Source organism: Alteromonas sp. HB246098 (assembly GCF_054890645.1).
On sequence record NZ_JBTZUG010000002.1, the window covers coordinates 291619 to 313711 of the forward strand.

21 protein-coding genes are annotated in these 22093 nt (G+C 44.0%); 8 read left to right on the forward strand and 13 right to left on the reverse strand.

The window, feature by feature from the left end:
- The first annotated feature begins 63 nt into the window (after positions 1 to 63).
- The gene (gene glsB, locus ACYTPF_RS07135) at positions 64 to 972 is read left to right on the forward strand and encodes a glutaminase B (RefSeq protein ID WP_179984083.1); all 909 of its coding nucleotides are present in this window, start codon (positions 64 to 66) and stop codon (positions 970 to 972) included.
- Here glsB and ACYTPF_RS07140 read toward each other — a convergent pair.
- From ACYTPF_RS07140 to ACYTPF_RS07195, 12 genes are all read right to left on the reverse strand, one after another.
- A complete protein-coding gene (locus tag ACYTPF_RS07140) occupies positions 969 to 2405 on the reverse strand; it encodes a lipocalin-like domain-containing protein (RefSeq protein ID WP_461851720.1) in 1437 nt (478 codons plus the stop codon). The two genes, glsB and ACYTPF_RS07140, sit on opposite strands and share 4 nt — an antisense overlap.
- The gene (locus tag ACYTPF_RS07145) at positions 2402 to 5401 is read right to left on the reverse strand and encodes an FtsX-like permease family protein (protein WP_461851721.1); all 3000 of its coding nucleotides are present in this window, start codon (positions 5399 to 5401) and stop codon (positions 2402 to 2404) included. The genes ACYTPF_RS07140 and ACYTPF_RS07145 overlap by 4 nt, the downstream gene beginning before the upstream one ends.
- A 48-nt stretch (positions 5402 to 5449) precedes the next feature.
- Positions 5450 to 6211: an ABC transporter ATP-binding protein gene (locus ACYTPF_RS07150; protein WP_461851722.1), complete on the reverse strand. Its 762-nt coding sequence runs from the start codon at positions 6209 to 6211 to the stop codon at positions 5450 to 5452.
- A 384-nt stretch (positions 6212 to 6595) separates the two neighbouring features.
- A complete protein-coding gene (locus tag ACYTPF_RS07155; protein WP_179984079.1) occupies positions 6596 to 7297 on the reverse strand; it encodes a VC0807 family protein in 702 nt (233 codons plus the stop codon).
- Positions 7298 to 7343: 46 nt separating this feature from the next.
- A complete protein-coding gene (locus ACYTPF_RS07160) occupies positions 7344 to 7883 on the reverse strand; it encodes a rhomboid family intramembrane serine protease (protein ID WP_461851723.1) in 540 nt (179 codons plus the stop codon).
- Between the two features lie 20 nt (positions 7884 to 7903).
- A complete protein-coding gene (locus ACYTPF_RS07165; RefSeq protein ID WP_461851724.1) occupies positions 7904 to 9070 on the reverse strand; it encodes a glutathionylspermidine synthase family protein in 1167 nt (388 codons plus the stop codon).
- 2 nt (positions 9071 to 9072) lie between these two features.
- Complete coding sequence (locus ACYTPF_RS07170) at positions 9073 to 9678, reverse strand: DUF1190 family protein (RefSeq protein WP_461851811.1); 606 nt, start codon at positions 9676 to 9678, stop codon at positions 9073 to 9075.
- 73 nt (positions 9679 to 9751) lie between these two features.
- The gene (locus ACYTPF_RS07175; RefSeq protein WP_118493211.1) at positions 9752 to 10168 is read right to left on the reverse strand and encodes a DUF350 domain-containing protein; all 417 of its coding nucleotides are present in this window, start codon (positions 10166 to 10168) and stop codon (positions 9752 to 9754) included.
- 16 nt (positions 10169 to 10184) lie between these two features.
- Positions 10185 to 10838, reverse strand: a complete 654-nt coding sequence (locus ACYTPF_RS07180; protein ID WP_461851725.1) for a YjfK family protein — start codon at positions 10836 to 10838, stop codon at positions 10185 to 10187.
- An 11-nt stretch (positions 10839 to 10849) separates the two neighbouring features.
- Complete coding sequence (locus ACYTPF_RS07185; protein WP_179984074.1) at positions 10850 to 11905, reverse strand: potassium channel family protein; 1056 nt, start codon at positions 11903 to 11905, stop codon at positions 10850 to 10852.
- 148 nt (positions 11906 to 12053) lie between these two features.
- Entirely contained in the window at positions 12054 to 12734 is a 681-nt protein-coding gene (locus tag ACYTPF_RS07190) for a PspA/IM30 family protein (RefSeq protein ID WP_461851726.1), read from the reverse strand.
- Positions 12735 to 12758: 24 nt separating this feature from the next.
- Positions 12759 to 13148: a DUF2170 family protein gene (locus ACYTPF_RS07195; RefSeq protein ID WP_118493217.1), complete on the reverse strand. Its 390-nt coding sequence runs from the start codon at positions 13146 to 13148 to the stop codon at positions 12759 to 12761.
- A 291-nt stretch (positions 13149 to 13439) separates the two neighbouring features.
- On the opposite strand from ACYTPF_RS07195, the gene ACYTPF_RS07200 reads away from it, so the two are divergent.
- The 6 genes from ACYTPF_RS07200 (at position 13440) to secF (ending at position 19593) form a co-directional block, all read left to right on the forward strand.
- Complete coding sequence (locus ACYTPF_RS07200; protein WP_269917425.1) at positions 13440 to 13724, forward strand: DUF6471 domain-containing protein; 285 nt, start codon at positions 13440 to 13442, stop codon at positions 13722 to 13724.
- 322 nt (positions 13725 to 14046) lie between these two features.
- A complete protein-coding gene (queA, locus tag ACYTPF_RS07205) occupies positions 14047 to 15093 on the forward strand; it encodes a tRNA preQ1(34) S-adenosylmethionine ribosyltransferase-isomerase QueA (protein ID WP_461851727.1) in 1047 nt (348 codons plus the stop codon).
- Positions 15094 to 15268: 175 nt separating this feature from the next.
- Complete coding sequence (gene tgt, locus ACYTPF_RS07210; RefSeq protein WP_118493223.1) at positions 15269 to 16381, forward strand: tRNA guanosine(34) transglycosylase Tgt; 1113 nt, start codon at positions 15269 to 15271, stop codon at positions 16379 to 16381.
- 24 nt (positions 16382 to 16405) lie between these two features.
- A complete protein-coding gene (yajC, locus tag ACYTPF_RS07215) occupies positions 16406 to 16741 on the forward strand; it encodes a preprotein translocase subunit YajC (RefSeq protein ID WP_461851728.1) in 336 nt (111 codons plus the stop codon).
- 55 nt (positions 16742 to 16796) lie between these two features.
- On the forward strand, positions 16797 to 18641 hold the full coding sequence (secD, locus tag ACYTPF_RS07220) for a protein translocase subunit SecD (protein ID WP_461851729.1): 1845 nt from the start codon (positions 16797 to 16799) through the stop codon (positions 18639 to 18641).
- 10 nt (positions 18642 to 18651) lie between these two features.
- The gene (gene secF, locus ACYTPF_RS07225) at positions 18652 to 19593 is read left to right on the forward strand and encodes a protein translocase subunit SecF (RefSeq protein ID WP_269917421.1); all 942 of its coding nucleotides are present in this window, start codon (positions 18652 to 18654) and stop codon (positions 19591 to 19593) included.
- Positions 19594 to 19667: 74 nt separating this feature from the next.
- Here secF and ACYTPF_RS07230 read toward each other — a convergent pair whose 3' ends face one another.
- Positions 19668 to 20564, reverse strand: coding sequence for a LytR/AlgR family response regulator transcription factor (locus ACYTPF_RS07230; RefSeq protein ID WP_461851730.1), 897 nt, complete (start codon positions 20562 to 20564; stop codon positions 19668 to 19670).
- 100 nt (positions 20565 to 20664) lie between these two features.
- Here ACYTPF_RS07230 and ACYTPF_RS07235 point away from each other — a divergent pair, with 100 nt between their 5' ends.
- A complete protein-coding gene (locus tag ACYTPF_RS07235) occupies positions 20665 to 21951 on the forward strand; it encodes an acyltransferase family protein (protein ID WP_461851731.1) in 1287 nt (428 codons plus the stop codon).
- The last annotated feature ends 142 nt before the right edge of the window (positions 21952 to 22093 follow it).

A 22093-nucleotide genomic window follows, 5' to 3' on the forward strand; every position in this document is an offset into this window, starting at 1 on the left:
TTTCTTTTATTTACAAAAAAGATATTAGCAAAAAAGAGGTCAAACGAGAGAATGGAAAGCGAAATGCTATCGTTACTGCAGGATATTTATGACGAAGTCGAGCCTATGCTTGGCATGGGGAAAGTCGCAGACTATATCCCGGCGTTAGCCACGGTTAATCCTCGTCAGTTTGGTATTTCTATTTGCGATATCAATGGGCACATCACGTCTATTGGTGACGCTAGCGTTCCCTTTTCAATACAAAGCATCTCAAAAGTTTTTAACTTGGTTTTGTCCATCAATCACTACGGTGAAACCATGTGGGAGCGGGTCGGGTGTGAGCCATCTGGGCTGCCGTTCAACTCCTTAGTGCAGTTAGAATACGAACATGGTATTCCGCGCAACCCTTTTATTAACGCAGGCGCGCTGGTGGTAAGCGATATGGTGCAATCGCGCTTTGCATCACCTTTTATTGCCATGAGAGATTTTGTAAGACGGTTAAGCTGCAATGGGGAAATTATAGTTAATAAAGAAGTTGCTGATTCGGAGTTCGAACACCGTTCTCGTAACGCGGCAATGGCCTATTTGATGAAAGCCTATGGCAATTTTGAAAATGATGTCGAGGATGTGCTTCGTAATTACTTTCATAACTGCGCATTAGAAATGAGTTGTGAAGATTTAGCGCGATCTACGAGCTTTCTTGCTAACGCGGGCTTTTCAACCTGCGCGAATGAGCAGGTATTAACGCCTTACCAAACTAAGCAAGTGAATGCATTGCTTGCAACTAGCGGTATGTATGACGAAGCGGGCAGCTTTGCTTTTAAGGTGGGGTTGCCGGGCAAAAGTGGGGTAGGCGGTGGTATTGTTGCCGTGGTACCTGGTCGATTCACTATTTGCGTATTTTCTCCTGCTCTTAACAGCGTAGGGAACTCTCAGCTAGGCGTGGCGGCGCTAACTTCACTAAGTGAACGGATAAACTGGTCTATTTATTAGTAGCCCGTCAATTCCATAAAGCCGCTCCCCGAGTGGGAGCCCTCTACTTCAACTCGTCCCTCATAGTAGGGAAATAAACTGCTATTCCACTGTTTTTCTTTGAACGCGCTAACGGAAATATCAATATTTTTTGTCGGTAACTGTATGCGCCAAGAGGTGGGAACGGAACGCACTGAACTATCATGTTCGTTTCCCTGCTTGCCATCTTGTTTAATTAACTCATAGCCTATTGGCGTAATAGATAGGTTGGCTTGCTCGACGGTCTCTTTCATTCCATTTTTATTTATGAAGCTGGCCGTTGTGAATACTTCAGTGTTTTGAGTTTCGTTTTTCTCTTCGCGGTCAGTATTCGCATGCATTCGAAACGCCATAAGTTTGCTTCCGTCGTTTAAGTGCAGTGAAAACCAGTCCCATCCTAATGCCTCACTGTTGGCCAAATGGCTTGTCCATTCGTGATCAAACCAGCCTTTACCCTCAACCTTTATGTTATTGCCTTCTATATTCATTGTTCCCTTCGCATCGATGAAGGGCTGACTGTAATAGTAAGACCGAAGACGTTCGTCTTGCGTTTTTTTGCTATAGCCATTATCGCCTTGCTTTATAAAAAGGCCCGAAGTGTCTAAGTTGAGCGCAACCTTAACGGCTTTATTCATTGGAACTACTTCATTATTTAACTGTGTATTTGCAGGTAAAGCTCTATCAGCAGTACCGTTTCGAGAGCCATCCTTTCTAGGTAGCGCGCCTTCAGAAGGTTTGGAGGTTGCATTAGGTAGCTGATTTGTATCGCGTGTATGTTGTTGACCAAAAGCAAAGCTCAATGTGGAAGGAAACATGGCTCTTCTATCTGCCGTGGCTTTTGATACTGGCTCAGTCTGTGCTGCCTTCCATACCCAATCATCTATAACCGCAGTAAAGGGGGCTGGTTTGACGTAAGCGTTGCCTACGCCGCCATTCGCAAATCGCTCTTCAAAATAGTGGTGTTCTAGGGTGTGCAGTGAGGCATGTCCCATCCATTGTTGTCCGTTAGCCCAATTTCGCACGACTGGCTCATAAGTACTTTTACCGGAGGCTGCATCAGTATTGAATCGAAAAAGCGTATACTGCAAACCGAATTCCTGACCGTCTTCGCTACTTAATACAAAGGTTAGGTACCACCATTCTAATTGGAAGTCGGGGTGGCTTTTATGATCTTCAGGAAGCTCAACATACGTGTTTCTTTCTACTGAAGTAAAGGCATCGCTAGATTGCATCTCGCCAAAGAAACCACGAGGTGAAGAGGCTTTTGGCGACTCACTACTTTTGCTTTGCTCTTTTGTATTCAAACTGTCATTGCAGGCAGACAAGAATGAGCAAGTGAGAAAAAGCAATAAACAGCTAAATTTGCTGAAAGGCCAAGGAGAATAGTGGCTATTGCGATTTAATCTATACCTCATAGCTGCACTTCCTGTCTTAAGTCAATTTTGGGTTTGAGTTTCCCTAAAGGTAATAAAAGTACCAGTGAAACGATAAGCAGAGAAAGACCCACACTGGACAGAATAACGTCTACTTCAATTGAAAGAGGGTACACCCAGTTAAACGCGTATCGATTGACTAAATTTATAAAGACGTAAGCTAAGTAAATGCCAAAGGGTATGGCAAGCAGTGCTGAAACCAAACAAAGTAACAGGTACTGCATAAATAGCGATGTCTTAACTTTTAGCTGGCTCACCCCCAATGCTCTTAGCACAGACAGTTGCGCCGAACTGCCTATAGTCAAAACAGTAAGGGACACCGCGAAGGCAATGCCCGCAACGAGCAACGTCGTTATATTCAGGCCGTCGGTCAACACAAAGGTGCGGTCAAACGTATTCATGGAGGTATCTAAAAGCGCTTGCCTGCTATACAGGGTTATGTCGGCTTCATCTCCAATGTGAGCTTTTAGCTGTTGTGTGAGCTTATCTTTTTTGAAGGCAGCGTCGCTACTTGCCGTGACCTCTTGGTTGCCGGTTGGCTTGGGATATATAGCCAGTACGCCGGAAAATAAGCTATTTCTCACTGAAATGTTATTCTGGTTAAATAAAGGAAGTGGCGCTAATATCTGCCCATTAATATTGCCATAATCAGGATATATACCAAGCACTTTCCACTCAGGCCGTATTGAAAAAATTTTTGTATTTGAAGGTTCATCGGCAAAGTCGTCGGCAGAACTGGTTCTCGCCCCCTTAGCTTTGTTAGTTGCTGAATTCGTAGATTGGCTAACGTTTGAACTACTTTCACTTAACCCTTTTCGAAACCTTATATTAGCTATATTCAGCGTGTCGCCTAATTCTGCATTAAGCGCGAAGGCTAGTTGCTGATTAATAAATATTCCTTTCCCTTCCACAAACGCACGCCAAGCTGTACTAAGGTCGTTATTCATTACATTATCGAGGACCAGGCCCTTTTTACCTTTTTCATGAACAGGGTAACTACTAATAGAAACGTAAGTTGGGGTGGGGGTTATTACTTCATTTATTTTTTCTGTGCCGAATAAACTTATCACGTCACCCTCAGCTTTTAGCAAAGGCGTCACCGCCAGCGGTGATAGTGAATTGGCTGACAGTGATTCTACATTACTGAGTGGCGCGTCGGTATAAAGGTAGAAAGGCGCGTAAAGTCTTTGTTCTAACCATTGTTCCGTTGCACTTCTAAAGCTGTCGGTCATGGTATTCATGCCGATATTTGCTGTTAACGCGATAAAAAATGCGCAAACAGCAAGGCGTGTTTTACTAGACAGTAAATGCATATTAGCAATCACGTAATGAAATACGGGCCATTGTCTTGGCGCAAACGTGGTGAGTAGCTTTGCTACGATAGGTAGCCACAGAAGCACGAGTACGCAGCTGGTGAGGAGTAATAACGCGACAAAGAGTAGTGCAGATGCCGTAGAGGTAATAAAGGCTTCAGCAATAAATAGAAAAACCAAGGCAGCTGCTGATACAAGGCCTACAGTCCATTGCCGCATCATTTTCTTTTTAGCGGGCCGCACAGTTAACGAATTTGAAAGCTTAACTATAGAAGTTAAAGAGAAAACGACTAAGGACGTAAAAGTCGTTATTAACGCGAATCCAAAAATAAAAAGCAGGTTTACGTCAGGGGTAATGAATACGGCATTAAACAACGACGTGAAGGTACCGCTTATTACCGGTGATAACCATGACGCGGCTTGAAAGCCTATGAACATGCCAATTGGTATACTTATCATGCAGTAAACCATAAGTTCAGTAAAAAGAGCGCTACTTAAAACTCCTTTAGATATGCCAAGTTGGCGAAGCCTTATAACGTTAGGCAGCCGTGTGCGGTACATTAAGTTTAGCGCGTTCAGCACTATAAAAAGTGATACCACGCCCATAAGCGCACTCATTGCCCACAGGTTCAATCTAAAGCTATCCGGTAACGAGCCAGTATCATTGCCGCTGTCGTTACTTGATTGTTTAACCGCTACCCCAAGTAATGCTTCTATTGTTTCAAGATCTATTTCGGAAAGCGGCGAGAGAGCCACTAGGCCAGCGAGCGGTACAAAACTTTTTTGCTGCTTTGAAATATCATTAGCGTCAGGCTGGGTATTATCTTTGCTGAGGGCATTGTCTTTACTATCTTTACTATAAGAAGGGCTTATTCCTCCTTTATAAAAGTCATCAATAGAGACCAAAATCGTATCTTGCGGCACAAGACTACTTACATAAGCGTTAACCGTTGCTGGCCATTGCGGGGGATGCGTCGAGGCTTTATGGTTCTTATTTAGCGTATTGTGACAGCTTAGTTTGGCATTTGTAACAGGGTGAAGCAGCCCGTTTACAGAAAAGGAGGTCGTAGAATTAGCACGCAATATTCGAGCAGCAGAAGCTGGCTTACTTTCTCCAGCTCTCAAAGAAAGAGACGATAACAAAGGGTCTTCATCAGTAGCTCGAAAGGTACTTCCTAGAAGAGGCTGGGTATCAACGCCAAGCAACTTGAGGGCAATGGGTGTTGCTTCCTCACCACTGCATGAAAGGGTAATGCTGCTTTCAGATATAGCTATAAGCTGAGTAAAGCCATGCCTGCGAAGGATGGCATAATCTTCCTTTGTAAAGCCTTCATGAGTAAAGCGCTGATGCGCTGCCTGCTCTTTTACAGAGCGCTCATGTGCAGAGTACTCATGTGAAGAATGCTCATGTTTAACGCTGCCTTGTGAGTGTTTACCTTGTTCAAGCTGTGCATTGCTGCCGACCGGGGTGATGATACTGCCAGCCAAAAGCCCTTGATTCGACTGCAATAGTTCACCCTGTGTTGCGCCTTCGTTTATCAGCAAAACGGTAACAAGCCCGGCATTGGCCAAAACTATTGCGACCATAATGAGCAAGGGTTCCCACGGTCTATGCCTTGCCATAGCAAGAAGACTAGAGATACTCAGAAGTAATGTGCGCAACAAGGCAGCTTCTCACTCTTTAATGGCGTATTTGTAACAATATTCATATCGCTAAATATCTCTACCGTTACGCTTATTTACGTAAACTGGTGGTGAAACAGTGCCATGTATTACATTTCCAGACTCTATGCTTTCAGGCCTGACATCTTCTAATACGCCTTTATGCAGTCGCAAAACAGAATCCGCTTTTATCGCAACGTCTTGACTGTGGGTAACTACCACAAGGGAGGTGTTAGCTTGTTTACAGGTTTCAAAAAGTAAGTCTGACACTATTTCGCTAGTGGTCTCATCCAAGTTGCCGGTGGGTTCGTCGGCTAAAATAAGCGAGGGGCGATGTACGAGCGCTCGGGCTATGGCACAGCGCTGCTGTTCCCCTCCAGATAATTGGCTTAGCGGTTTTTGCGCTAAGGGTAGTATTCCAAGTTCATCCATTAACGCTAATTGATAGTCTTTATCAAAATTACCTTTTAGCTTTGCGGTAAAGGCAATGTTGTCCCATACGTTAAAGCAGTCGAACAAGTTAAAGCTTTGAAACACAATACCTAAATGCTGCTTGCGAAAATTATCGATATCCCTAGCTTTAGATGTATTATCGAGCTTGCTATAGCCAGCAATCGACAATCCGTTTACTGCAATGTCTCCGCCGTCGGGAGTCTCAAACCCAGCAATAAGCGACAGCAAGGTAGATTTACCGCAGCCAGACGCCCCCTGAATACTCACCGATTCACCTGTCTTTACGGTAAGGCTAAGGTTGTTTATAAGCTCAACCCCTGTCTTTGAAAAGGATTTCTTTAAGTCTTTTATTGTCAACATAGCTCAGGATTAAAGGTTCAGAGTTAGAGATTCAGGGTTAACACTACGGTGTTCAAAATACAGGGTTAAAGGCTCAATGCTATAGCGTAAAAATATGGGCCTAATCGTGGTGTCAATAATCATAGGGCACACAGTAGGTCGAATTTCAGGCTCTCGCGGCTAAAATATACTAAATGCCCATACACGCTAATAAAATTAATTGTTTTTCTATCTGAGAGTATACGTATAGTTCAGGATTTTTGGTTAAAAAACGAGAGGGGAATTCAATGTTCTATTGTTCCTAGGTGTCTTGTGACACCAGAAGGTGTCTTAACTTACGCCATGGGGCAGGGGCTTTGAACTAGAAATTAAAAAGGGGCTGTAAGCCCCTTCTAGTTTGTATCGTTACTGGTTAATGAAGTTATCGAGCTCTTCGCCAGTGATTTTCTTGATTTGTGCAAATAAATACCAAAGCGCGGCAATAAGTAAAATCATGCTCGGGATCACAATGACAGGGTAGCTAAGCGCTGTCATTCGACCCAGCTCTTCAGTGTAGGCCGTTGTGCCCGGTTCACTGACCAATATCATTTTTGCCAAAATATAATTAAGCGCTGAAGAGAGGAAAAACGAACTCGCGACAATATAAGAGCTTACCGCCACCTTCTTTTTAAACTCTGGCTGCTTTCCCTTGGCATCTAGTACCTGATTGAGGTGAGGCCAGTTTATGATCTGGTCGTTAAGAATAAGCATTTTTACCAAGGGTTTGTTAGTGTACTGGGTCACTAACACCGCTATACCGATAATGCCCGGAATGGCCGCTTCTTTTATCGCAATATACTCTGCTGGCAGTTTGAGTAAGCTAAACCCGCCAGTAAGTAACACGCTGATAATCCCAAGAACAGAAAAGCCGTTTACCTTTCCTGATTCTTTTAGGTCCCATAGACCGTAACCAATAGGGAAGCTAAGTGCGGCTACAATACTCCATGCTGGCCCTAGGTAATCTTCTGAACTTGCATAGCTCATCAATACCACAGGAATAACAATGTTAAACGCGAGGTTGCCGAAAAAGCCTTGATTCTTTTGAGTAGGTTCTTGTACTGCTGACATATCTTTTAATAACGTCTTATCTTAAAGTCAATTATACGGAAAGTAATTAGCGTGCCCAGTGCCATGCGGCAAATAAGCCGCCAATAAAGCCAAACAGATGATATTCAAAGGAAATAAATTTTGATGTGGGAAGTACACCAACCAGCATTCCACCATATAGTGCCGCAACCACAAGTGAAATAAGCAAATAACGAACTTTATTACTTCTAAAGCCAGCCAACACTAAAAAGCCGAAATAACCATATACCATTCCGCTTGCGCCTATATGTGTGGCGGTTCTACCAAACAGCCATACGCCTAAGCCGCCTATAAGCAGTGCACTTATCGTTGCGATGAGAAACGTACGTTTTCCCCATTGCATAGTAAGCCACATGAACAGCAAAAGAGGCACCAAGTTGGCCATCAAGTGCGTCGGTGTTCCATGAAGAAAAGGTGCTGTAAAGATATAAGGCAGACTTGATAGGGTACGAGGCACCACACCAAACTGATTAAGAGCATTGCCGGTAAGTAAATTTGCTACTTCTACTACGATTAAAAGTGCGCCCAACGTTAGCAGAACGCGAATTTGAAATGAAAGCGGCTTCATAAAATGGCCCCTTAAATAGATTACAAAATTATATGGGGAAGGTAGCGAGAAAGGTCCTGTGTGATCGCTGAGGCATCTTCTCTTACCGAAATACCCGCTGGCATGTCATCTACTAACCAACTACCTATAAGCGTATGATTACCTTCAAAAACGGGCAATGGTTCAAAAGCTTGAACAATAAAACCTTCTTCGCCGTAAGGGCCATCACTCAAAACGCTCTCAACACCACTTTCAATAATTGATACGTTGGCACCCTCTCTAGAAAATAGGGGCTTTTTAATCCACTTTCCGGACAAACTATTTGCGTTTATTTCGTCTGAAAAATAAGCGGGAAGTAGGTTAGGGTGGCCTTCAAACTTTTTCCAAAGCTGGGGAAGCAGCGCTTTATTTGAAATAATTGATTTCCACGCGGGCTCTAACCAATTTACTTGGGCGTCTTCTAATACGTCGCCAAACTCTTCGCGCAGCATAAATTCCCAAGGGTAAAGCTTAAAACAATCAGTAATAGGAGCATCTTGAAGATCAGTAAAAACGCCTGTGTCTGCTAATCCAATATCTTCGATAAACACAAAGTCAGCTATAAGCCCTGCTTCTTTAGCGCAGTCTTGAAGGTATTGCACAGTACCGCGGTCTTCAACGGTATCTTTACAGCACGCCATATGCAGTTGATTTATGTTGTAGTGCAAGGCAATTTCACGAAAGCGATGGACTAACTTTTCTTGCAAGCTGTTAAACTGATCGGCATGCAGAGTAAGTTTGCCTGCATCGACATTTTGCGAAAGCCACAGCCATTGCCAAAAACCGGATTCATACAAGCTGGTGGGCGTATCTGCATTATTTTCTAGCAGCTTAGCTGGCCCTTTGCCACTGTAGACAAGGTCAAGGCGAGAGTATAAACTTGGGTCTCTTTCGTTCCAGCTATTACGCACTAAATCCCAATGCTGCTCGGGGATGCAAAAGCGAGTAAGTAATTCCTCACTATTCACCACATCTTCGGTAACCGCCAGACACATTTGATGTAACTCGGCAGTGGGGTCTTCAATGTCGTTTTCAATTTGTGAGAGTGTGAATTGGTAGTAGGCACTTTCATCCCAGTACGGTTCGCCGTACATGGTGTGAAAATGGAAACCAAACTCATTGGCCAACTGCTGCCAGCCCTTACGAGGCTGGCAAGGCATTCTAAACATTCTTATCCGCCCCAGCCGCCTTTACGGCTGCTGCTACCCCAAGATGACTTAGCGCGCACACTGCTGCCAAACCCGCCTCGTTTCATAGTGCGGTTCACCGTTGGTTTTGGTTTGTAAACGCTTTTATTTACCCGGTAATTTCTTTTTCGAATATCGCCATCGAACACATAGCCGTCTGCCGTTATCCAGCGTGAACGAAACGGTGAGTTATATGAATAGGAAGTATATAAGGGTTGCGAGTAGTAGCGACTTGGTGAAAGTAAAGAGCTCACCATGTAGCCTGCCATGAAAGGCATGAAAAAGCTGCCGCTACTATTATTCACATATTGGCACTGGTTAGGGCCAAATTCATGTTCGCAGTCGTACTCAGAGCTAAAGCGCGGACTGGTGCGCATGGCCTCGTCCACCGCTGTCTGATAGGCAGCTTCACAGCGCTCTACCGCATCTGGGAAGTCTTGCTTACAATCTTCTAGCGATGTGTAAATAGTGGCATCTTCTTTTTCCCCGCCACAACCACTGAGGATGACGCTAGCCACGCCTAACGCTAAAGGCTTAACGTTAAAACCTTTACGCATACTATTAAGGTTAATGTGCTTAGTGCGCTTCATAACAGGCCGCTCACTTTGCTGGTTATCAACAATTTGACGTTCTATGTTGCTTTTATCAGTCATTGCTGCCCCCTTAATAGGTCATGCAAGCGGCGTTTAGTAAGCCTACGGCAATGGACATACTGGCCAGCATTACACCTGCAGAAACTTCATTATTGTTAATACGTTCTGCAATTTTAGGCATAAAGCTGAAACGTAATATGGCAAACGCCAAAGACTGAGCAACAACCGCAACGAGCGCCCAAATAGCAAAATCTACCACAGCAACAGAGTTTGAGGCCGCGCTGCCAAGCGCTATAGCAAAACCGATAATAGCCCCGCCAAATCCAATAGCTGCAGCTACATTTTTTTCTTCTTTTACCAGCTTCCATTCATCATGAGGTGTAACTAAGGCGTACACCAATTTGAAGATAAACAAGAAAACAATCGATAGGCCGAAGTACAGCGCAAAGTTATCCAGGCCGGCCAAAGAGTGCATAATGGTATCCATAGTTATTCCTTTTTTATTAACCGTTTATTGTGATGTCTGCAGGCTCAACATCGAAGCCTGTAGAAATCACTAAGCATCTGTCTAAATTGTTACCCACTTGTTTTTCTTCACCAACAACAAGCAAGGTCTCAACTCTATCGTTACTGATAGGACGTTCATACAACATCATAAACTGATCTGTTTTACTCACATCACCATCTTCTTCGTAGGTCGTTTCGGTTACCGCAACTGGCGGTGATTCGTCGCCCACAGCCCCCCATACACGAGTATATACCTTGCCTTCAAGTTCGTAGGTAGGCTGACTGATTACGCTCTTTAAACATTCATTCCACTGAGCTGTGTTGCCAATGGTTTTTGTCTCATAAAAGTACCAAAGTTTCACGTCAGTAATGTGGTTTTCTGATAGGCCACCATCGGTCACCACCTGTAAAAAGCCATCATCGTCAGTGTAAAAACGAAGCAGAGTGCCGCCAGTATCTAAGGGGGCTTCACCTACCGCTTGAATTAACTGAGAACGTGCAGCGCCTTCAATGGTTAACTCGGGCTCTAGTAGGGAAAGTTTTAAGTTATCTAACTCGAAAGAACCACCTAAATAAAGCCCCATTATTTCTGGCGACTTAGGTTCTGATTTCTTATTAGGTTCTGATTTTTTAAATAGTTTACTAAACATGTTTACGCCTCTTAATCAGCGTCCAGTGACGACCAGTTTATTGCATTAATGCGTCGCTCAGCGATGTAAAACAAGGTGTCACCTGGGTTTAACGTAGCGTCTAACGGTGGGTTCACCACCATTTCTTTCACAAGGCCATTGGGTGCATAACCGATAAAGATGGCGTCGTGTTTGCGCTTTAAATTGATAAATAACTTGGCAACGGAAATCGCTTGGCAACTTTGCGGTATTTTTACTGAAAATTGTGCTTGTCCTTCATCAATACTTAGCAAGTCGTGATGAAGCATACTGGAACCTGGATCAAATGCAGCTTTAACAAGCATTTCTATTGCAACACTAGGTGTGCATTCCACTTTAGGACAGTGGTCCTGAAGCAAATTTACTAAGCTGTCATCGTCGAAATAGGCCACTTGATGAGCATCAGGATTACGCTTGGTACAATAAAGCGCAGTAGTCATGGTGACATCATCTTGCGGGTTATCGATAACAATAGTTTTGGCAGAGCTTACACAAGCGCGGTCCATATCTTCGTCTTTGTTGAACGAATCTACTTTTACAAATTCAATGACGCCGGGCATGGGGTTGGTAATATCAGCTTTTACGCAAAGTACAATGTCAGGACGTTCAGACATTGCATCCCGTTCTTGAAGAATCAAGTCAAGCAGCATCATGGTGCGCTGCTCATTCCAACCAATCACCAAGATATGTTCATTAAGCATCAAGCTATTCATACCCAACAATCCTTTCTTCCACGTTAAAGAAACCCAAGCTGCAATTCGGCCAATTACCATGGCGAAAATACTCAAACCAAGCGGTATGACATAAAGCGCAACAACTAATTTTCCCGCTGGAGTGACGGGAGAGAGATCGCCATAACCTACCGTTGAAGCGGTGACCGCTAACCAGTAGACAAAATCGGTTTTAGCAATTAAGTCGTGTTCGCCTGCAGCGAAAAGAAGCCAATAGCTTGTTACTGCGTAAAACGCGGTCGCACCGACAATGGTGTACCAACGTGATTCTGCAAAATATTGCAGCATTATTTTTCGCAGTTTTATCCATGGAGACATAAAAGAAACAGCCCTTGTTATGCGTGCCCTTACTCTGCCTTGAAGTACTTGATTTGTCTAGGTTAGCGCTTTGCTTAACAGTAATTTACGCAGGAAATTATTGTAACAAGAATTAAAAATGGGAGCGCGTAGCTCCCATTTTTCTAACTTACTTGCCTAGAATTCGCGCTAGCTCGTCATCGGCCGAGGTTTTACCCCCTTTAATGCCTGCTTCGGCTAAGCGTTTTTCTAAATCGCTGCTCGATTCGTTGTTCGCTAACTCTTCTGCAGCTTGCAATTCAGCATTGCGCATCTTTTGCTTATCTTGAATACGTGACAGTGACTCTGTCGCCGTTTTCATTTTACTATTCGCACCCATGTGGCGTGAAGAAACCGCTACCTGCGCCTTCTGAACGCTTTCAGTGGCTTTTACCATATCCACTTGCTGCTCTAAGCGACGCAAGTTCGCTTTAGCTTGCTGAATATTATTAGCCAACTGCTTTTCAGACTGTTTGAACTGATCAAGGTAGGTTTGTTCTTGCTCACGTTCTTCTTTCAGCTCTGACACTTTCTGAGCACAGTCAAGAGCAAGCTGACGATCGTTATCTATCGCTTTACGCGCATGCTCTTCGTACTCGGCTATTGACGAGTTAAAGCTATCTACTTTTTGTTGAGAAAGTTTACATTTCGCCAAAATCTGCGTTCGTGCATGATCAGACTTGCGTAGTTCTTCTTTGGCTTCTCTGATTTCTTGTTCCAAAATTCGAATCGCCTGACTGTCTGCAACAGACTGCGCAGCTTCGGTAGCACCACCTTTTACTGCAGTAATTAGTTTTTTCCACACTGACATTCGCTTCTCCTTAAGAAGTAAATTTTAGTTAAGGTGTGTTTCGTAGGCATCTAAGAAAGATGCAACATTTTGAAACAAGGTTTCCACTTCAATAACAATACTTTCGGCTTTCGACTGGGCACTTAGTGCACCAAAGGCGGTGTAATATTCTTCGCCACCAATATTTGAAATACCTACCGTGGTTAGAGGAAACACCATATGGGTAGACAGTATTTCATGGTCAAGCGCAGGCTTATCTTTTACTTCCGACGCGGCGAACAAGAGACTTTCTACCAAAATTTGCTCACCGCTAATTGCAAGCCATGCATCAATGCCGTCTTGATTAGCAATAAGTAAGCAGTTTTCCTCATGTGTTACCACAAAGTCATCGTGCTCTTTAAATAAGGCTTCGATGCTTTCCAGTTCCCAGCTCATACCTTTCTCCTTTAGTTATTAAAGCGATAATGTTGAAAACGAATGTCGTATGCTCGGTGCTTTGTAACGCATTGCTTAGCTTACATCGGTGTTGAAACACAAAACCTAAAACCTAGCATTACCAAAAGAACAACCGCAGTTACTGTAACGACTATTTACGTCTTCGCCAATATCTTGACTTGCAGTGTAGACCTGTTGTGCCATAATCGTCAACATTAAATGCATGCTATAAGTGTAAAAAAGTGTGTTTTTGTAAAATATATATCACATTTGTGTGGTTTTGGAGGCTGGGTGAACACAGGAAATACGCAGAGTGCAAAGAATGCATGGCGACAAACGGTTGCAAGAGTCGTGAAATCTGAAATGTCTGTGCGCGGCGTAAAATATCAAGCGCTAAGCCAAAGGCTAGAAGAAGTTGGTGTGGATCAAAGCGCTGACAATTTAAGGAATAAAGTGAATAAAGGTATTATGGGGGCCGATTTATTGCTTCAGATTTTATACGTGCTTAAAGCTCGACCTTTAGATGCCGCGCTTTTAGAAGAAATCTTAACTGATCTTAGTGTTTCGAAAGAGTAGAATAGGGCAGATAAAAAAGTACCCAGCAAATGCCGGGTACGAACGATAAGGAATGTTATGGGAGAACATCATCACTATCTGGAGCAGATATTAATCGTTTAAGCATTTGCTCGCTAGTACAAAATTCAACTAGTGCGTATTTTGAACGATAAGTGGGTATTAATATCTATACTTATAGGCTGAGAGGTAGGATTTCTAAGACTTTGGTCGACATTGGTTTCTGTGAAATTCCGCAACTTTAGTATAGTTACCTCCTCTTGATATTGTGTTAAACCATAAAGAAAGCCACATAAATTGCGTTTAAATTAAGAATCTATTATCTATGAAACTATCTGAATTCAGCTTTTCGCTTCCGGAAAGCCTAATTGCAAAATATCCCACCGAAAACCGTTCAGCCAGTCGCCTTTTGCAGCTAGATGGTAAAACAGGCGAAGTACGCCACAGTATGTTTGCTGATATGGTCGAACTTTTAGATGAGGGCGACTTGCTGGTTTTCAATAATACCCGAGTTATTCCCGCACGACTTTTAGGTAAAAAAGAAACGGGCGGACAAGTAGAAGTGCTGATTGAACGCATTACCTCAGATAATACTGCCTTGGCGCATGTGCGCGCGAGTAAGGCACCTAAGCCGGGAACTAAGCTTATTCTTGAAGAAAAAGTAAACGTGACGGTTACTGGTCGAGACGAGGCGCTATTTATTTTGCAGTTTGACCACGATGAAACTGTGCTAACGCTGCTGGAAGCGCATGGGCATATGCCGCTACCTCCTTACATCGACCGTCCAGACGAAAACTCAGACAAAGAGCGCTATCAAACCGTTTACAATCAAAAGCCAGGTGCCGTAGCTGCACCTACAGCTGGGCTTCATTTCGATGACGCTATCTTAGAAGCGCTAAAAAAGAAGGGCGTTAACCTAGCGTTTGTTACCTTGCACGTTGGTGCCGGAACGTTTCAGCCTGTGCGCGTTGACAATATTCTAGAGCATAAAATGCACGCGGAGTTTGCCGAAGTCCCCCAAGAAGTCGTTGACGCTGTTCTAACCACAAAGGCCAACGGTAAACGGGTTATTGCAGTGGGTACAACCTCTGTACGCTCTTTGGAGTCAGCGGCAAAGGCAAGTGCAGAGCGCGGTGATGAAGAGGTTATTGCACCATTTAACGAAGATACTGAAATTTTTATCTATCCAGGCTTCGAATTTAAAGTTGTAGACGCCATGTTCACTAACTTTCACCTTCCAGAGTCTACGCTAATGATGCTAATTAGTGCATTTGCCGGTAAAGACAATGTGATGAATGCCTACCAAGAAGCGATAGGTAAAGAGTATCGATTCTTTAGCTATGGTGATTCTATGTTTATTGAGCGCTCCTGAGCACATTATAAGTCTACGCTTCTTAGCGCTTAGATTGGTGTTTTTCAGGCCTTTCTAGTTTTGTTACAGATAAACATAGATACGGGGCATGATCTCAGCCAAATTACTGGTATAATCGCCGCCAATTTATTTTTATACCCAGCGCAGAAGCGCGTAAAAGTGGGAATGCTTTCACATGCAATTTGAGTTGTTAAAAACCGAAGGCCGAGCACGTCGCGGTCGTTTGGTGTTTGAACGCGGTGTTGTCGAAACTCCAGCGTTCATGCCAGTAGGTACTTACGGTACTGTTAAGGGAATGACCCCTGAAGAACTAAAAGACAGCGGTGCACACATCTGTCTTGGAAATACTTTTCACCTAATGCTACGCCCTGGTACTGGCATTATACGCCAGCACGGCGATCTGCACGACTTTATGAATTGGGACAAGCCGATTCTCACTGACTCGGGCGGTTTCCAGGTATTTAGTTTGGGTGACTTGCGTAAAATTACCGAAGAAGGCGTAACGTTCCGCTCTCCAATTAATGGCGAAAAGATTTTGCTTACGCCTGAAAAGTCGATGGAAGTTCAGCGCGATTTGGGCTCTGACATCGTAATGATTTTTGACGAGTGCACGCCGTACCCTGCTACTGAGCAAGAAGCGCGGGTTTCAATGGAAATGTCGCTGCGCTGGGCAAAGCGCAGTAAAGAGGCACACGGCGACAACCCAGCGGCACTGTTTGGTATTATCCAAGGCGGTATGTACGAAGGGCTGCGCGATGTTTCACTTGCTGGCTTAGAAGCTATTGGCTTTGACGGCTACGCTATCGGCGGCCTTTCAGTAGGCGAGCCAAAAGAAGACATGATCCGCATTATCGACCACACTGCGCCAAAAATTCCAGAAGACAAGCCTCGCTATCTTATGGGCGTAGGTAAGCCAGAAGATTTAGTTGAGTCTGTGCGTCGCGGTATCGATATGTTTGACTGTGTTATGCCTACGCGTAATGCGCGAAACGGTCATTTGTTTGTGACAGAAGGCGTTATCAAAATTCGCAACGCGAAGCACAGAAATGATACCTCACCATTAGATGAGAATTGTGATTGCTACACTTGTAAAAACTATTCTCGCTCTTATTTACATCATTTGGACAAGTGTAACGAAATATTGGGTGCGCGCTTAAACACCATCCATAACCTTCGTTACTATCAGCGTGTTATGCAGGGTCTTCGCGATGCGATCGACGCAGGTACGCTTGACGAGTTTGTACAAGAATTTTATGAACAAAAAGGGTTGCCGGTTCCGGCACTATAACAACGATAATATTTGGGGAATTTTATGAGCCTATTTATCTCGAACGCTTACGCACAGTCTGCTGGTGCACCGCAAGATGGCGGCATGGAAATGATCATCATGCTAGCTGTATTCGGTTTAATCTTTTACTTCTTGCTTTACCGCCCACAGGCTAAGCGCGTGAAAGAGCATAAAAACCTAGTTTCTTCGCTAGGCAAAGGTGATGAAGTATTAACACAAGGTGGTTTGGTAGGAAAAATCACTAAAGTGTCAGAAGAAAAAGACTTCATTGAAGTTGCACTTAACGAATCAAACAACATCGTTGTTCAGAAGTCTTCAGTAACTGCTGTGCTGCCGAAAGGCACCATGAAGTCACTGTAAGTAACAATAGCCGGGGCCGGGACGCTTCCCGGTACTGGCACGAAAGGATTATCCAGTGCTAAACAAAAACTCTATTTGGAAAGTACTGAGTGCACTCATTGTGGTTGCAGTGTGTGCACTTTATGCGCTTCCTAACATTTACGGTGAAGACCACGCCGTACAAATCTCAGCAGGCCGTGACGCCGTGGTGACAGATGCCACTGTGGAACAAGTAAAAGCCGCGCTAAAAGAAAAAAATATCTCTCCCAAACGCGTAGAGTTTGAGAACGAACAAATATTAGTTCGCGTTTCTGATTCTGACACACAGCTTGTTACGCGTGAAACGTTAGAAAAAGTGCTTGGCGACGACTACTACGTGGCTATGAACCTCGCCCCAGACACGCCAGAGTGGCTTGAAGGGTTAGGTGGCGCGCCAATGAAGCTAGGTCTTGACCTTCGCGGTGGTGTGCACTTCTTGATGGAAGTGGATATGACGGAAGTGATTACCAAGTCTCTTGAAGATGCAGAAAGCGGCTTCCGTACTTCACTGCGTGAAGAAGGCATTCGTTATCGCGGTGTAAAACAGGTTGACGATCATATCGACATTACTTTTCGTGATGAAGACGCGTTAGACAAGGCTGAGTTCTTTTTGCGTAACCAAAGTCGCGACCTTACCTTTAACCAGGTGGACGACTTAACGCTTCGCGCTATTTTCGCTGAAAGTAAGCTTCAAGAAATTCGCGACAACGCGGTTAAGCAAAATATTACCATTATTCGTAACCGTGTTAACCAGCTTGGTGTTGCTGAGCCGCTGGTTCAAAAGCAAGGTGCTGACCGTATTGTTGTTCAGCTTCCTGGTATTCAAGACACTGCTCGTGCGAAAGAAATTCTTAATGCTACAGCAACACTAGAATTTCGCATGGTAGATCAGAAGAACGACATCCGTGATGCACTAAACGGCCGCGTTCCTCCTGGCTCTCAAGTGATTGAAGATCAGCAAGGCATTCCACAGCTGCTTGAAAAGCGTATTATGCTTACCGGTAGCCATATTATCGATGCTAATAGTGGTGTTGATGAATATGGTCTTCCAAACGTAAACATCTCGCTTGATTCTGAAGGCGGTAACAAAATGTCTCGCTCAACCCGTGGCAATATTGGTAAGCCAATGGCTACGGTCTTTATCGAGTACAAATCTACCGGTGAGAGAAATGATGACGGTAAGCTAGTATTTGAAAAGCATGAGCAAGTCATTTCAGTTGCCACTATTCGTGCACAACTGGGTAGCAAGTTCCAAATCACAGGTCTTGATTCACCAAAAGAAGCCCGTGACCTAGCTTTGCTACTTCGTGCTGGTGCACTGATTGCGCCAATTCAAATTGTTGAAGAGCGTACGGTTGGACCAAGCTTAGGTAAAGAAAACATTGAGCTGGGTATGCAGGCTATTATGTATGGTCTGGCAGCGGTGCTTGTTTTCATGTTGATTTACTACAAAGCGTTTGGTGTTGTAGCGAACATCGCACTTATTACTAACCTAGTCATGATTGTAGGCATTATGTCGATGATCCCAGGCGCAACGTTAACGTTACCAGGTATGGCGGGTATTGTACTGACCGTTGGTATGGCGGTAGACGCAAACGTGCTAATTTTCGAGCGTATTCGAGAAGAGCTTCGTGACGGTCGCAGTCCGCAACAAGCTATCCATCAAGGTTACGACAGCGCGTTCTCCACCATCTTGGATGCGAATATCACTACTTTCCTTGCTGGCCTAATTCTGTTTGCAGTGGGTACCGGCCCAATCAAAGGTTTCTCTATTACGCTAATGATTGGTATCGCAACGTCTATGTTTACCGCAATCCTAGTTACGCGCGTTATTGTTAACGCAGTATGGGGTGGTAAACGTCTTGAGAAATTAGCGATTTAAGGAGCGTAAAATGCAGTTATTAAAATTATCCGAAACCGTTAATTTCATGCGCCTTCGCATCCCTGCGATGGTGCTGTCGACAATTCTTATTATCGGCTCATTCGTTTCTTTAGGTGTAAATAGCCTTAACTGGGGTTTAGACTTCACAGGCGGTACGCTTATAGAAGTTGGCTATGAAGACGCGGCCGATTTAGAAGGCATTCGTGTTCAGCTTAATGAATCGAACTTCGAAGACGCCATAGTGCAAAATTTTGGCAGTAGCCAAGACGTATTGATTCGTATAGCGCCACGTGATGGTGTTAAAGCTGCGACTATTGGTGAGCAGGTACTTGCTGCTTTGCGCGCGGACGGTACAGCGGTTGATATGCGCCGTATCGAATTTGTGGGCCCTAACGTAGGTGAAGAGCTTACCGAGCAAGGTGGTTTAGCGATGTTAGTGGCACTACTGTGTATCTTGGTATACGTAGCCATGCGATTCGAATGGCGCTTTGCATTAGGCTCAGTATCAGCGCTAGCTCACGACGTTATACTTACGCTGGGTTTGTTTTCAGTACTTCAGATCGAGTTCGACCTAACAGTACTTGCAGCGGTACTAGCGGTAATTGGTTATTCACTTAACGATACCATCGTTGTGTGTGACCGTATTCGTGAGAACTTCCGCAAAATTCGTAAAGGTGAGCCTGTTGAGATTATCAATATCTCGCTAACGCAAACCCTAAACCGTACTATCATCACCTCATTAACCACGGTGTTGGTATTGGTTGCATTATTCTACAAGGGTGGTGCGCTTATTCACGGATTTGCAACAGCGTTGCTGTTTGGTGTAGTGGTAGGTACTTACTCATCGGTATACATCGCAAGTTCAGTAGCACTTGCATTGGGTATTAGTAAAGAAGACCTGATGCCACCACAAGTGGAAAAAGAAGGCGCAGATTTAGACCCTATGCCTTAGTTTTACACGCTTGAAACGTACAAAAACCGCATCTACGATGCGGTTTTTTTATGCTTTATCAAAAGTGGAATTTACTATTGATTGGGGGCTAATGCTTGTTTCAGATCATCTTTATATCGCCTGGAAAGCGCTACTGATTGACCGTTATTGAGCATTATTGTTCCATCCCCTGTTTCTTCATAACTTATAGACACAATGGCAGGTATTCGCACTGCGTGCGACCGGTGCACTCGCATAAAGCCTTGATGCGCTCCTTCTTTACAAAACCGGCCAAGGGTATAACGCAAGGGGTAAACGCCCACGTGAGTATGAAGGTTAATGTAGTTTCCTGAGGCTTCTACTCGCTGTATGTCAGTGACTTGAACTAAAAACTCCTTATTGAGCTTTTTCACTAATAAATAGTCGGGTAAGGTGCTGGCCACGTAGTCACTCGTTATCTGTGATGTGTCGCGTGTAATAGGTGATGCTTCACCAATTAAGCGTTGATAGCCAAACCGTGCAATATAGTAAAAAGTAATCAGAGTAATATAGCCCCATACATCCTTTCGATATTCGTAGATGAACTCATTGAGCCATATCCCAAAGTCATAATTGCGTTCAGAGAATAAATAGACGAGCTTTCGAAATGCTACCATTAATGATACATGGGCTACCGAAAATAAACTGGCGAAAGCAAAATGCCACCCAAGCCATGTCGCTCCCACTTTTACTTTCTGATCGAGTTTACGTATAGCGATAATTAATGGGATGACGAGCAAAGCGGTACTCAAAGCACTCGAGTATTCCCAAACGTACGGCTCCCAAAGTGCTACGCTGTTATTGTCGCTTCGAGAAAATTCAGTCCAACTAGACGCAGCATTGATCGAATTGTTTATAAACAAATAGGCTGCAAGCAAAACAAATGCAGCGTACTTATGTTTTGATTCAGAATCCCTAAGAAACTGACTCCATTTTTCATCCCAGTTATTCACCGCTTAACCCTTTTTACCTTAATTCTCGTCACTTAGGCGTTTGCTGTCGGACGTCTATCACATTAGATGCAGCATGTTAGTTAAGCACTATTGAATAGGAGTGAGGACATTGACGCAAGCATATGTTGATCAGGAAGCAACGTTTGTTAATAGAACTTCTAAGGGGGAGGCGAGAGAGACGGCCGTGGTCGAGAGTCCTGTCACTCAGCGTTATTTCGAGTTGGATGCGCTGCGTGTCATCGCATTTGGTGTACTCATTTTTTATCACATCGGAATGTATTACGTTTTAGAGTGGGGCTGGCATATAAAAAGCGACGTGCAATTTCCACTTTTACAAGATGTGATGATATTGACCAACCAATGGCGTATGTCTTTATTATTTTTGATCTCTGCCATGGTATTTACCGTCGTGCTGCGCCGCGCTTATGGCCAAACGACCTCTCGCTGGCGTGTATCTCTTTCACTACTGGGGAAGAGGGCGTTGCGGATATTAATTCCTCTTGTATTCGGTATGTTTGTTATCGTCGCGCCACAAGTTTATGTAGAGTGGACAGTAAGCGGAGCACTAGCCATGCCGTTTAGCGAGTTCTACGTTGCTTACATTAATCCAAACACTGACTTGTTTATCGACAAACAATCGGTAATTGGTTTACTGACGTGGAATCACCTTTGGTTTTTACCTTACCTTTTTGTGTATAGCGCTTTCATATTGCTGTTTTTCCCGCTTATCAGATTTGTGGAAGTAAGGGCGTTGAGAGTACTCGATAGTTTGGCGCTGTTTAGCGTGTTAGTGGTTGCAATCATGACTGCCATATGGCTGGAGCTACGAGCAGCATATCCCACGTCGCACGACTTGCTTGATGATTGGTATAGTCATGCAAAGTACTTTTTTGTGATGCTGGTAGGTATTGTGGTTGTGCTTAGACCCGCATTGTATGCTGCAATTATGAAATCCCGTCACGTAAGTTTAACCATTGGGATAGTACTTTACAGCGTCATAATTTTAGACCGTCACGACTTGCTAGGCCCTACAGGGCAGTTAATGGAGTCGTCGCCTGGATTTCGTGTTTTGGTTGGTGTAATCGTTGTACTTAATCACTGGGCATGGTTGGCAGCAATATTGGGGTTCGGTCGAAAATATTTGTCTAACCCGAGTAAGGTGGTGAGCTATTTGAACAAAGGCGTATTGCCCTACTATATGGTGCATCAAACGATAATTGTGGTGGCGGCGTTCTTTTTGAGCTCCCGTGTATCGTCGACACTCGGAGAATTTATTTTAATAACGCTAATAACCGTTGTGGGGTGCGCACTGACATACGAAGTCGCCAAGCGCTTTTTAATACTTAGATTTTTGTTTGGCCTAAAGTTAAACGAAAACTATAAGTGAGAAAAAGAAAAAGGCACTATGTCACGTCATTCGTGTCATAGCGCCTTTACTGTTTAACTGTGCTTGGTAAATCGGCTCAGTTTATGTGCTTACGAGCGATTTATATGAGCTGCTTCTTATTTAAGGTGCTTCTTACTTAAGG